The organism is Trinickia dinghuensis (assembly GCF_003367175.1).
GTDB classification, from domain to species: Bacteria; Pseudomonadota; Gammaproteobacteria; order Burkholderiales; family Burkholderiaceae; genus Trinickia; species Trinickia dinghuensis.
Genome location: NZ_QRGA01000001.1, coordinates 292,544 through 305,507, shown reverse-complemented (window position 1 = coordinate 305,507; position 12,964 = coordinate 292,544). Strand labels below are relative to the sequence as shown.

At 56.6% G+C, this 12,964-nt stretch carries 11 protein-coding genes; 5 read left to right on the top strand and 6 right to left on the bottom strand.

Annotated elements, in window-relative coordinates:
• The first annotated feature begins 211 nt into the window (after window positions 1-211).
• The gene (locus DWV00_RS01345; protein ID WP_115531732.1) at window positions 212-694 is read left to right on the top strand and encodes an Lrp/AsnC family transcriptional regulator; all 483 of its coding nucleotides are present in this window, start codon (window positions 212-214) and stop codon (window positions 692-694) included.
• Between the two features lie 360 nt (window positions 695-1,054).
• Entirely contained in the window at window positions 1,055-1,891 is an 837-nt protein-coding gene (locus DWV00_RS01340; protein ID WP_115531731.1) for an ABC transporter substrate-binding protein, read from the top strand.
• A 162-nt stretch (window positions 1,892-2,053) separates the two neighbouring features.
• On the opposite strand, the gene DWV00_RS01335 is transcribed toward DWV00_RS01340, so the two are convergent.
• Window positions 2,054-3,187, bottom strand: a complete 1,134-nt coding sequence (locus DWV00_RS01335; protein WP_115531730.1) for a M24 family metallopeptidase — start codon at window positions 3,185-3,187, stop codon at window positions 2,054-2,056.
• Between the two features lie 183 nt (window positions 3,188-3,370).
• On the bottom strand, window positions 3,371-3,847 hold the full coding sequence (locus DWV00_RS01330) for an Lrp/AsnC family transcriptional regulator (protein WP_115531729.1): 477 nt from the start codon (window positions 3,845-3,847) through the stop codon (window positions 3,371-3,373).
• 176 nt (window positions 3,848-4,023) lie between these two features.
• On the opposite strand from DWV00_RS01330, the gene DWV00_RS01325 reads away from it, so the two are divergent.
• Together DWV00_RS01325 and DWV00_RS01320 are read left to right on the top strand one after the other, a co-directional pair.
• Window positions 4,024-5,262 (top strand): diaminopropionate ammonia-lyase, encoded by a 1,239-nt coding sequence (locus DWV00_RS01325; protein WP_115531728.1) that lies wholly within the window; start codon window positions 4,024-4,026, stop codon window positions 5,260-5,262.
• Window positions 5,263-5,267: 5 nt separating this feature from the next.
• The gene (locus DWV00_RS01320; RefSeq protein WP_181885312.1) at window positions 5,268-6,461 is read left to right on the top strand and encodes a M20 aminoacylase family protein; all 1,194 of its coding nucleotides are present in this window, start codon (window positions 5,268-5,270) and stop codon (window positions 6,459-6,461) included.
• 99 nt (window positions 6,462-6,560) lie between these two features.
• Here DWV00_RS01320 and DWV00_RS01315 read toward each other — a convergent pair whose 3' ends face one another.
• The gene (locus DWV00_RS01315; RefSeq protein WP_425452693.1) at window positions 6,561-7,433 is read right to left on the bottom strand and encodes a branched-chain amino acid ABC transporter substrate-binding protein; all 873 of its coding nucleotides are present in this window, start codon (window positions 7,431-7,433) and stop codon (window positions 6,561-6,563) included.
• A gap of 820 nt (window positions 7,434-8,253) precedes the next feature.
• Here DWV00_RS01315 and DWV00_RS01310 point away from each other — a divergent pair.
• Window positions 8,254-8,724, top strand: coding sequence for an Lrp/AsnC family transcriptional regulator (locus tag DWV00_RS01310; RefSeq protein ID WP_115532207.1), 471 nt, complete (start codon window positions 8,254-8,256; stop codon window positions 8,722-8,724).
• A 22-nt stretch (window positions 8,725-8,746) separates the two neighbouring features.
• Here DWV00_RS01310 and DWV00_RS01305 read toward each other — a convergent pair whose 3' ends face one another.
• The 3 genes from DWV00_RS01305 to DWV00_RS01295 all read right to left on the bottom strand — a co-directional run bounded on the left by DWV00_RS01305 (window position 8,747) and on the right by DWV00_RS01295 (window position 12,574).
• Window positions 8,747-9,772, bottom strand: coding sequence for a bile acid:sodium symporter family protein (locus tag DWV00_RS01305; RefSeq protein WP_115531727.1), 1,026 nt, complete (start codon window positions 9,770-9,772; stop codon window positions 8,747-8,749).
• 86 nt (window positions 9,773-9,858) lie between these two features.
• The gene (locus DWV00_RS01300; protein ID WP_115531726.1) at window positions 9,859-11,295 is read right to left on the bottom strand and encodes a M20 family metallopeptidase; all 1,437 of its coding nucleotides are present in this window, start codon (window positions 11,293-11,295) and stop codon (window positions 9,859-9,861) included.
• 46 nt (window positions 11,296-11,341) lie between these two features.
• A complete protein-coding gene (locus DWV00_RS01295; RefSeq protein ID WP_115531725.1) occupies window positions 11,342-12,574 on the bottom strand; it encodes a diaminopropionate ammonia-lyase in 1,233 nt (410 codons plus the stop codon).
• Window positions 12,575-12,964 lie beyond the last annotated feature (390 nt).

Below are 12,964 nucleotides of genomic sequence, written 5' to 3'. Positions count from 1 at the left end.
ACTCCTAGTGTGGTCTCTCAAACGGCGACGCTAGCGCCGGCCCGTCACGTTGTGACGCTGAAGACAAGCGCTTTGTGGGCTGATTAGCGGTTAGAGGGGAAACCCGAACTCGCCTGGCCGGTGTGGTATAACGCTTGACGAAGAAAGTTTATTGCGAGATAAGCTTTAAAAGTTATCTATTAAGTTCGGTAAAACGAGAAAAATTCTCATCATGCCAAAACTTCGCCCGGCCTTCGAACTCGATGAATTTGATCTGAAGATTCTCGAAATCGTCCAGCAGAACAATCAGACGCCTCACCGCGAGATAGGTCAGCAGATTAATTTGTCCGTACCGTCAGTTGCGAGGCGCCTGCAGAGGTTGCGTTCTAGCGGCGTGATTGCCGCGGATCGCAGCGTATTGAACCCAGACTCACTGGGCACACGTGTAACCGTGATAGCGCATGTTTGCGCCGAAAATGAAGCGATTGAACTGCTAGACGAAATGCGTGCCCGTTTCAAAGCTTGCGAGCAGGTGCAGCAGTGCTACTACGTGACGGGGGACGTTGATTTCATCCTGATTCTTTGCACTCGAGATATGGCTGAGTACACGGCACTGACCCGCACGCTATTCTTCGCGGCGGGGAACGTGCGCAGCTTTCGGACGTTTGTGGCGATGGAGAGAGTCAAGGCAACGCTGAATGTACCGATTGGTTGAATTTGTCGGTGGCCCTCCCGAACAAGGGGCGGCGGCGATGTTGGGCTCCTGGCTTTGCTGGCCGTCGATGAGGGTTAGCGCAGGAAGGTTTTGACTGCCCGCTGACGATCGTCGGGATCGTGAGGTCGTCTACCTCCGGCCGGCGTTGCAAGGGGTGAGCTGGAGAGAATTTCTCTCATTTTGAGGCCTGAGATAAATAATAAATAACGCGACCCTCGAAATAAACTGTCGTTGTCAAGCGCCCTTTTTCGATGATCGGTCTGTGGCGGAAGTGCTGTCCACCCTGCTGATTTCGCTCGAGTAAGCGTTTGGCAGAACGCTCACGCCGTCACCACCACAAGACCACGCCTGGAGTTCGGTATGAAGAATCGCTCACTGGTAAGCTTGCTCTCGCTGGCTGCCGTATGTGCCGCATGCGTTATCCCTTGCGTCGCCTCTGCGAGCGCAACGCTGACGCCGGGTGTGCTTGCTGTTGGTAGTGACATGACGCTGCCGCCGCATACATACCTTGATCACGGCAAGCCGGCCGGCTTTGATCCCGAGTTCGTAACGAAGGTCGCGTCTTACATTAACGCTGCGCCGAAGTTTGTAGATACGCGCTTCGCAAACTTGATTTTGGGGCTGACGGGCGATAGGTACGACATCGTTGCATCCGCTTTATACGTCACGCCGGAGCGTACGAAGGTGGTCGATTTTGTGCCGTACTTCATGACCGGCGGTTCGCTCATGGTTAGCTCGTCAAGCACTCTCAAGCCTAAAACGGTAGCGGACCTGTGCGGTAAAAAGGTCGGCTCGATCAAGGGTGCCGCATGGATCAAGTTCATCAACAACGTATCCGATAAAGCTTGCGTTGCGGCCGGCAAGCCGGCTGTACAGGTGCACGAATACGACACATCCGCTGAGACGGCGCAAGCTGTGCTGTCCGGTGCATTGGATGCTCAATATGAAGACGTTTCGATCTCCGGCATGATCGTCGAGCGCTCGGGCGGACGCCTTCAGATATCCTCGGTTGGGCCGCTCGATCCGGTGGTATGCGGGCTCGCGATGAAAAAGGGCAATACCGAGCTTAAGGCTGAGATCGAGTTGGCGATAGCTCAGATGAAGAAGAAAGGCGAATATCAGTCTCTCCTGAAGAAATATCATCTTGCAGAGCCGACGGATGAAGCGATTGCCAAGGCTACTGGTGTGACACAGTGAACATAAGTTCTCGGGTCCAGAGGGCACGCCCGCATGTTGGGCGACGACGCTGGCAGGCTGGGCAACGACTTGGGCCGCACTCGCCGCCCCGTCCGATGCTTGCGCGTGACGCGGACGCGTCGCCGATGACGCGAGGCAGGTGCACCTCGCGTCTCCATCCTGTCATTTCTCAAACAGGATGCGGGGTGATCGTGTGAGCCGTTCTCCCCCCTTTTCAGTCACGACCACCGTCTCGCTCAATGCGATTCCGGCCGCAGATGTATAGACGTGGAAGACCATGCCCGCTTCGAGAGCCCAATGAGCGTTTGGGGTGAAGCAACGATAAAGATCGCTAGTCCTTTGCGTAACGATCGGCGTCAATCCAAGAGTGTAGCCGGTAATGTTTTCGTAGGACTCTCGAAGTCCCAACGAGAGTGCGCCGTCTCGAACGATGCGATCGATGTCGCAGGCCCGAACTCCCGGCTTCATCGCCTCGATCTGTCGGTCTTGCAGTTCGGCAAGTTGTGCTGTTGTCCGCTTTTGGCTTTCGTTGGCCTGTCCGATCACAGCGCATCGCATGATGCGGGCCGAATAGCCCCTCAACCGCGGCAGCAATTCGATATGAACGATATCGCCCTTCGCAAGCGGCTGCTCCGGAAGAAAACCATGCAGAGAGTCCCAACTCGTAGCCACCGTGATGGGACCGATGAAGCCGTCATCGAAGCCGAGCCTATACGCCTGGGCTGCCGTTTCTGCCGCGACGAGCCGAGGAAGTGTACCTTCTCCAATCGCCGCCACTGTATGCTCAAGCAGTTGGTCGACAAGGGTGGAAGCGCGTCGCATCAGGTCGATCTCATCGCTGGATTTGCAGCGCCGCAAGTCCCACAGAGATCTGTCGAGATCGAGGATGTCGGTCGAAGGGAGGAGTCTTCGAAGATCATTCATCCGCGCCACGGTGAAAGACTGAGACTGGAAATCGACACCCACGCGACTCATCGCAACGCCGCTTTCGCGAAGTGTCCGGACAAGGAGAGCGAGCGGATCTTCCCAGTCGGCAAAGCCGACGTACTCTTCAAACCAGCTACGTTCCTTGGCCGGCGCTATATCCAGCTTTCGTATCAGAAGAAATGGTGTGCCCGATGCAGGCACTACGCACGCACGCCAGAGATTTTCCGTTGTCGCGTAGCCCGACAACCAAGCCATCAACTCCGGCTCATCCACAATGGCGAAATCAATCTTGCGCTCTACAAGCTCCTTCTGCACAGCGAGAAGCCGGGCGCGATATTCATCGATCGTGAAGCTCAAATCCTTACTCATACTGATCCATTCCCTCGTTGGTGTCGCGGTTGGATCAATGATAGACACGGTGCCGCTCGCGGCAATATCTATAGTCGTGCAGTTGACGAAATTTTTTTGCAGTTTGCTATCACTCCGCGGTCTTTTATTTCTTCAACCGCGTGCGAGGACGCCCCCAAACCCCAGGCGACTGCCAACTGGGCATCACTCGTCAACATCGATCGGGATACTGAGGCCAACCTTTACTCGGCTCATGCTCACCAGCGTCTTGAACCGTTTGATGTTGTTGTTAGAAAGAAAGAGCTGCCGCGTGAGTTCCGTGTACTCGTCCATGCTGCGCGCGGTAAAAATCAGAACGAAGTCCCACTCTCCCGCTACGTAGTAACACTGCTGCACTTGAGGGCACTGCGTGAAGCTGCGCCTCATCGCGTCAAGGTGATCGAGCTGCTCGCTCTCAACCTCGACAGTGGCAATGATGGTGAGGTTGTACGTCACCTTATCCGGCGAAACGATCGCAGCATATCGTTCGATGATGCCGGCCTCGCTCAGACGTCGAAGACGTCGATTGACCGCCGCGGTCGACAGATTGACTCGCGCGCCCAACTCATTCTGAGGGATCTGGGCGTTCTCCTGAAGCTCCATGAGCAGCTTGCGATCAAACGAATCGAGGGAGGTGCTCATAGCCGTTCCGGTATGTCGAGGAGAGAAATTTTCTTGCAAATTCGTCGCCTGAATAGAGACGAAATAAACGTTGAGCTGAAATATTATTGTGCTCGGCAAGTGCAAACGCGACAAGTGCTTTTGCGGTGTGCACAACAACCGACTGTGGTAGGCCTATTCTTTGGAGCAACGCAATCATGCTGATCGTCAACTCCCGATCGTCTCGCATCCCTTACCCCGAGGAACTTCGGAAGATCATGAGCATGAAGGCCGCTCGAGAGAGCGGTGCTTGGCTCTCGCACTGGGATCAAATCAACCGTTCGGTCACCCCGCTGTGGGATTTGCCGGATGCTGCCAAGCGAGCCGGAGTCGCGCAGGTCAATCTTAAAGACGAGTCCTTCCGCTCGCCTCTCGGAAGCTTCAAAGCGCTGGGCGCACCTGTCGCGCTGATGCGTTTGATCGTTCGCCTTTGGCGTTCTGAAGCTGCACTCGATCCCAAAGCGCTCATCAAAGGCCAGTACGCCGACATGGTGTCGAGTCTGACGGTCATTAGCGCGACCGATGGAAATCATGGAAAGTCCCTTGCAGCCGCGGCGAAGGCCATGGGGTGCCGATGCGTCATAGTTCTTCATGCCAACGTGAGTGTCGAACGCGAAAAATCCATTGCGGCATACGGTGCCGAGGTCATTCGGATCGCGGGAAACTATGACGAATCTGTCGAGCACGCCGCGAAGATGGCCAGTACGAACGGATGGCACGTTGTATCGGATACCTCATATGACGGGTACGAAGCGGTTCCACGCGACGTGATGCAAGGCTATGGCGTCATTCCGGCGGAGATCTTGTCTCAACTTGAGAGCACGCCAGCTAGGTCTCCGCTCACCCACGTGTTTCTTCAAGGTGGCGTTGGGGGATTGGCCGCCGGCATTGCAACCTATCTTTGGGAGCACTATGGTGCCGAGCGGCCAACATTCATAGTGGTCGAACCTCGACAGGCGGATTGCCTCTATCAGAGCGCCATCGCGGGCCGGGCGACGGTTGCGACCGGATCGGTCGACTCTGTTATGGCTGGGCTTGCGTGCGGCGAGGCTTCTCCGCTCGCCTGGAAGTTCCTCCAGCCGTGCATCGACTACTTCATGACGATCGACGATGGCGATGCGATCGCGGCCATGCGAACGTTGGCTGCGGGCTCGGAGCGAGATGCTCCACTGGTCGTGGGCGAATCCGGCGCGGCCGGGTTCGCCGGGCTAATGCGGCTGACAGAAGACGCGGAGTTGGCTCGTACGGTAGGACTCGATGCAACCTCTCGCGTATTGGTCATCAATACCGAGGGAGCGACCGCGCCTGTGGCATATACGAAAATAGTAGGGGAGGCTGCCGAAGCGGTGATGGCTCGACAGCGTGAGTGGCTCCTCAGCGCGACTACTGCGAGGTAACTAACATGACGTTCGCGACAGAAATGCTCGACGAGACGGGGCGCCCGCTGCAGGAAAAACTGAAAGGCTGGCGACGCCATCTGCACCGCTATCCAGAAACCGGCTTCGAAGAATTCAAGACCTCCGACTACGTATCGAACGTTCTCGAACAGCTTGGCCTCGACGTTCACCGCGGCATCGGCGGTACCGGGGTCGTAGCCGATCTTAAGGTAGGAACCGGATCCCGAGCCATAGGACTTCGCGCCGACATGGATGCGCTCAATATCATTGAGAGCGTCTCGGATCGAGAGTATGCATCCTGCACACATGGCAAGATGCATGCGTGTGGACACGACGGTCACATGGCGATGGTATTGGGCGCGGCACGTTTGCTGTCCGAGAAACGCGATTTTGACGGAACAGTTCGCTTTATTTTTCAGCCGGGCGAAGAGCACGGGCGCGGCGCGAAGGCGATGATGGCCGATGGATTGTTCGAGCGTTTTCCGGTTGATGCGATTTTCGGCGCGCACAATATGCCCGGCATGCGCGCCGGGAGCTTCGCGACGCGCGCCGGCGGTATCATGGCTAGCGAAGATAATTTTCTCATCGAGATCCGAGGGCGTGGTACGCACGCCGCGCGGCCTCATATGGGAGTGGACCCGATTGTCATCGCGTCGCAAATCGTGCTTGCCCTGCAAACGATCGTGTCGCGCAACCTCGACCCCAGTCTGTCCGCCGTCATTTCCTGCACCGAAATTACAACCGACGGTCTCCGGAATGTGATCCCATCTACCGTCACGATAAAAGGCGATACACGCAGCTATCTGCCCGAGGTTCAGCAACTTCTCGAGACTCGAATGCGAGAGGTCAGCGAGGGTATTTGCCGTACACACGGCGTTGAATGTGGTTTCAGTTACACGCGCGAATTCGCGCCAACGGTGAACACGCCCAGATTCGTGGATACTGCCGTCGCTGCCGCCACCCGCGTAGTCGGCGCTCAAGACGTCGATGCGAACGTGCAGCCGATGATGATTTCGGAGGACTTCGGCGCCTTTCTCCATGTCGTGCCAGGCAACTTTATTTTTATTGGCAATGGCGAGACATCAGAGAAGGGCGGCGTGCCCCTGCACAATGCCACTTATGATTTCAACGATGACATTCTTGAGATCGGCGCACGTTACTTTGCGGAGGTTGCGCGCGTAGCACTCGCGAATGCATAGCGCGGAGGCCGGCTAGAAAGTCGCAATCGACGCCGTGGGTTCGGCAGACTTCCTCCCTAATTTCGCCCACGACGTCGTGTTGCGGCGGCGCCTCGGTGGCTATCGAACCACCGACTTATCGTTCCAGACCTTCCGCCCGAACTGTCGTACTGTGATGGCGCCATTTTCAATATCGCCAGCGTCGTCGAATCGGATGAGGCCCGTCACGCCGTCAAACTTCACCGTCCGCAATTTTGGAAGATAAGCTTTGGGGTCGGTCGAGTTAGCTGCTTGCATGGCCGCGGCCATCGTCATTACGGCATCGTATGCATACGGCGCATAGAGCTGCACTGGCGTCTTGAACCGCTGCTCGAACCGCTTGAAAAATGCGGCCCCTTGTGGCATCTGCGAGGGAGGGACACCTGCAAGCGTGCAATACATGTTGCTAGTCATAGCCGAACCTCCAAGCGCGATAAATTGCGGCGTGCACGCCTCGTCGCCGGCAATGAACTTGACGTTCATACCAAGCCTTTGCATCTGCTGGACAAATGAGGCTGCTTGCGTATCGCCACCGGTGAACGCAATGGCGTCCGGGCGACGATTTTTCATCGTCGTGAGAATGGCCATCCAATCCGTCGTTTTATCGGTACCGAACTCTCGGTCGATGACTGTGCCGCCGGCGGACTTCACTGCTTTTGCGATCTGGTCAGCGAGGCCCTGTCCGTACGCCGTTCGGTCGTCGACGATAGCAACCTTGGTCGCCTTTAAGTCGCGGACAAGATACGTTCCGATGACTGAGCCTTGACGGATATCATTGGCAACCATCCGAAATACGGATTTTAGACCCTGCTGGGTAAGCAAGGGGTTCGTTGCCGACTCCGTAATCATCGGAATTCCAGCCTCGGCGTAGATCCGAGACGCAGGAATCGAAGTGCCGGAATTGGCGTGGCCCACCACACCAACTACGTGGTCGTCGACGAGCTTCTGCGCCATGGTGACAGCTGTCTTGGGGTCGGCAGCGTCGTCTTGCGAGTCTAATTCGAACCGTACTGCCTGACCACCGATGCGCAGATTCCGATGCGCAGATTCTTACTGTTCAAATCTTCGATTGCGAGTCGCACCCCGTTCTCATCGTCTTTTCCGATATGTGCCAATTCGCCGGTGAGGGGGGAGACCTGGCCAATTTTGACGAGCGTGTCTGCATGTGTAACGGATGTCGATGTGGCAAGTGCTGCGAGGGTGAGGAGATGGAGTATGTGGGGGCGATTCATAGCGATGTCGGGTCTCACGCATTAGTTGGAAAAGGACACTTGGCGAGAAGAGCTTATTCCGATGTTGAGGTTAATATTTATTTATTATCGGTATGGTTTTAAGAAGAATTCTCATCGAGGAATTCCAACAAAGAGTCTGATCTAACAGCTTCGACTTCAAAATTTTGGCAATCGCCCAGAGCGGAACGCTCAGACGCCCCGTCGACAAATGGGGGCAGGCTGCAACGCGGTTGGCCGTCTTCACAACGGCAACAGAAGACCAATATCCCGTCGTCAAGACCCCATTCGCGACGCGCTTACACAGAGAGGCTCGACGTTTGGGTGCTTTTTAGGTCTCGTCGTTGCATTTTGAATTTTGCATGCAATATAATGCGATGAGCTACGGTAGCATGCGCGAGGCATGGGGCTCGCGAGGAGATGGTCGCGTTTGATTCGAGCTCGGTGTGAGGAGCCACACAACGCCAATGGTGCTATCCAGATGCTCCCGGCATTGGCCCGGCATAAGCCGGGCGATGATTCTCCCTTTTTGCCCGATAGCCATCATGCTCGACAATTTCGATATCAAACTGCTTGGAGAGATCCAGCAGGACGCACAGACATCTCAAAGCGAGCTGGCAACGCGTGTGAATCTTTCTCCGGCTGCTGTGAATCGCAGACTGCGAAAAATGGCCGCGGAGGGTGTGATCGACCGGTACACTGCAATCGTCGCGCCGGAAAAGGTTGGTTATCCACTTACAGTCATTTGTACGATCGAAGTGGAAAGCGAGCAGATTGATGTTCTTGACGTTATGAAGCGCTCTTTCGAACTATGCCCGCAGATTCAGCAGTGCTATTACGTTGCCGGAGAATGGGATTTCGTTTTAATTTTCTCTGTGCGGCATATGGACGAATTCAACTTGCTGACAAGGAAGCTTTTCTTTTCTAACGACAATGTCAAGCGATTCAAAACATTGGTCAGCATGAACCGCGTCAAAGTCGGATTGCAGGTACCGGTCGCGGCTAGCGACGAGTAGCTGAAGTCACGCCTGCGGCCGTTTAGGGATCGCTCGCATCGATTAGATCCTGCGGGGACGTACCGCGAGTCTCGGTAGTGTGCATCTCGCGTGCGCCCCACATCGGAGCGAGCGCCGCGCAAACCATTAACTGGATCTGATGGAATAGCATCAGTGGCAGCACGATCGCGCCAACCGCATGGGTGGCAAAGATCACCTTGGCCATTGGTACCCCGGAGGCAAGGCTCTTTTTCGAGCCGCAGAAGATGATGGCGATCTGGTCTTCACGGTTGAACCCAAGCCGCTTGCTCACGACGATAGTCGCGGACATCGCAATGGCGAGCAAGATGATATTGACGATGATCAGACCGCCTAGTGCAGTAGGCGGAACCTGATGCCAGAGTCCCTGATTGACGGCCTCGCTGAACGCGACATAGACGATCAGCAGAATCGACCCTTGATCTACAAATCGCAGCACGCTGCGGTTGCGGTCGGTCCACCCTCCTATGATCGGGCGCAACACCTGCCCGCCGACGAACGGTACGAGCAGTTGCATGACAATGCTTCCAATAGTGCCCCATGGGGATCCCCCCGCACTCGTCTGCGACGCGACTATCAGCCCGACTAGCAGTGGTGTAATGAAGATCCCGAGGAGACTTGATGCCGATGCGGAACAGACGGCAGCAGGGACGTTACCCTTCGCGATCGATGTAAAAGCAATCGATGACTGCACCGTCGACGGCAGCGTGCAAAGGAACAGCACGCCTGCGTAGAGCGCCGGTGTAACAAGAGGTTGCAGGATCGGTCTCAATGCCAGCCCCACAAGCGGAAAGAGCGCGAAGGTGCTGAGCAGTACGACGATGTGTAAGCGCCAATGCGTCGCGCCGGCGACGACTGCCTCCCGTGACAACTTCGCACCGTGCAGAAAGAATAGTAGTCCGACAGCGATGTTAGTCGCCCAGTTGAAGGCATGTGCCGTCGCGCCGCGGCAGGGAAGAACGCTCGCAAGCGCTACAGTGCCTACGAGAGTGAGCGTGAAGTTGTCGGGGAAGAAGCGAGGGCGTGTCATCCTAACTCTGTTGCATTTGAATCAGCATCTACGATCAAACGGTGATTGCTGATGGCCACCTCGGTCCGAAGCGGCCATCAAGTCGACTACCGCTGTGATTGGGTTCGCTGGTTGCGTTTTGCCATGACGGCGAGACCTTGATCGCCCAGATCCCACCACAATCCCGCCATCAGTGCCAAAGCCTCACGACCGAGAGAACCGAGGAAGTGCTCGTTCGGCGCGTGTTGGGAGCATGCCGGATAGGAATGCGGCACCCAGATGGTCGGGAGTCCAAGCGTTTTCGCGAAGATTGCATTCGGCACAGTCCCGCCGAGATTCGGGATCAATGCAGGTTTCTTGCCGGTGGTAGTTTGCATCGACGACAGCGTCCAGTCGACCCAGGGGTCGTCAAGCTCTAGCCGCGTGGCCGCCACGCCCGGCTTGACGATCACCTTCACATGCGAGAAGCCATGTTTTGCGAGATGTTCGTCGAGATATTTTTGTGCGTTTTCCCAGTCGGTGCCGACCACGAAACGCAACTGGCAATGGGCCCTCGCGGTGGGGGGGATCGCATTCACCGGAGCGTCGGGGTTGCCGGCCTTGAAGGCCAACACTTCAACGGCATTCCATGCGAGCACGCGTTCTGCGGCAGTCAGGCCCGGTTGTCCCCACGTGGGATCGATGACAGGCGCATTCGCGTCCTTGCCGAGTTCGATGTCTGCAAGGGCCTCTCGTACGACATCAGGGATAGGTGGCGGGAGCAGTCCGTCAACGAGGATACGGCCGTTTTCATCCACGAGCGAGGCGATCGCATGTGACAGCACAACGGCGGGGTTGCGAAGAACTCCGCCCCAGTTACCCGAGTGGTGACCGCCGTCGCGAAGATTGACTTCGAGATCGAAGTTCAATTCTCCGCGCGAACCGAGAAACACGGTCGGGCGTTCAGCGGATACGCGGGGGCCATCGGACGCGAGAAATAGATCGCCGGCTAAATACTTCCTTTCTGCCGCGCAGACCAAATTGAGACCTGGGGAGTCAACCTCTTCTCCAGTCTCGAAAATGACCTTTATGTTGTAACCGAGGTTTCCGTTCCGTGCACCAATGACCGCTTCGAGGGCTGCGAGGTTGACTGAGTGCGGCCCTTTGTTGTCGGCAATGCCTCGGCCATACCATCGATCGCCTTCCACCACGATTTTCCACGGCTCGAGGCCAGCGTTCCATTGGTCGTCGTAGCCGCGCACGACGTCGCCGTGCCCATACGTGACCACCGTGGGGAGGTGATCGCCCTCATGTCGCGCGGCCAACAGGACCGGCGCATCGTGATCAGTGGGGTTGTTGACTAGCTTGGTGGAAAAACCAAGTCGTTGCAACGCCGGCGCGATCTCGTCGTTCAGATAGGCGTGGAGTTGTGCGGCTTGTGTCGGTTCCTGACTCTCTGTGTGATAGCCAACGCGACGATCGAGGTCCGCGTAAAACTTGCCGGAATCGTATTGGGCGATAGCGGCAGCGATCGCTTCATCGCGGGTGCCAACGGTAGTGTTCATTCAATGTCTCGCTTCGTGTACTTGAAAAGACGTGTATGCCTGCAGATCAGGCTGTTACGGAATTCTCCCAGGCGAGTTGCCTGCCAAGCACCTCATCTCCGCTTTCACCAACCAAGCTCTCATAGAGGGCGGGCGCGGTGGCGCCTTCCGTGTTGATCACCAGCACCCTCGCGTTTATGTCCAAACCGATCAGACGTCGAGCATCCGAGTTGTCGTTGAGGGCGGCAAGCCCTGCAAGGCCTGCGGCACCGGACTCACCCAACACGATGGGAACGTCTCTTTCCGAGCCCCTTGCAAGGAGCCGCATTGCGAGCACCGCATCACTGTCCTTGATGGTCATGAAGTAGTCGGCACCTTGCAGGAGGAAACGCCACGCAATCGGAGACGTTTCGCCGCAGGCCAGCCCTGCCATGATGGAATCGACCGACCCGGTTGCCTTTTCCGGTGCGCCGGTGATGGCGCTTTGATAGAGACAGTCTGCCTGCTCGGGCTCGACGATTACCACTGTCGGGCGCCTCTCGCCGTACACCTCCCACAGGTAGCTGACGATGCCGGCTGCGAGACCGCCAACACCACCCTGCAAAAAGACGTGAGTGAACGTGGGGGCAGCGTCCGCATCCTTTCCGCAGGACTCTACAATTTCTGCGGCGACGGTTCCGTAGCCCTGCATCACGTCGCGCGGGATGACCTCGTAGCCTTCATAGGACGTGTCGGAAACGACATGCCATCCATGGTGCTCGGCCAATCGAGCCGCCTCGGCAACAGATTCGTCGTAGTTGCCTGTAATCCGGATAATTTCGGCATCGTATGCAGCGATGGCCGCCTCACGCTCAACGCTGACATTTGCGTGCAAGACGATCACACATTTGCAGCCAATGCTTCGCGCCGCCGCGGCAAGCCCTTTACCGTGGTTACCGTCAGTGGCGCTAACGACAGTAAAGTCACGAAGGGAAGACTGATAGGCGCCCTGGAATAACGCAACCGCGTCCATCGAGGCTTCGGAGTGCAAGCGCATGATGAGACGCACCAGCGCGACCGGGGCTCCTAGTGCCTTGAAGCTACCTAGTTCCGAGCGCACGGATTCGTCTTTGACGAGGAGCTCGGCCACCCCCAACTTCCGCGCAAGATCGGGGAGTGTATAAAGCGGGGTCACGCCGCTTGCGATGCCTTCCCAATTGGACAGCCATCTGCGGCTTTCTTGAGCCTTCTCAACCGACAAAAGATCTCTTTGTGATGCAGGATAGGGAAGTCGCTCCGCGCGGCTGTTTACAACAAACATGTTCTCGCTCCACTTTCAGATGGCCTAGGTGGGCATGCGTCCCGCCCGTCGAATATGTCGTCAAATGTTACGGTCGGTCGGCATCAATTTTTGAGCTAATTCACGACGGGATTCGAAAGAAAAAATCTTCTGACCCACGCCTACAAATAAACCGTTTCGGCTCGGGTAAACGACACGTATCTTGTGCTTTGGCACCTTCTGCGAGCGAGACACCCGCCCGGTGGTCGGTTGCGAGGTGTCCCTAAAAAAAAGTCACCGGAACGTATCTGCGACGAGAAAAAAGCTCATTTCACCGCCTGATTCAGATTCCTTTCTCCGACCTGCGCTGCATACGATCTCCCCCATCCTCCGGTCGGATTTGTATTGCCCACGGCATTCAGGATCGGTGGA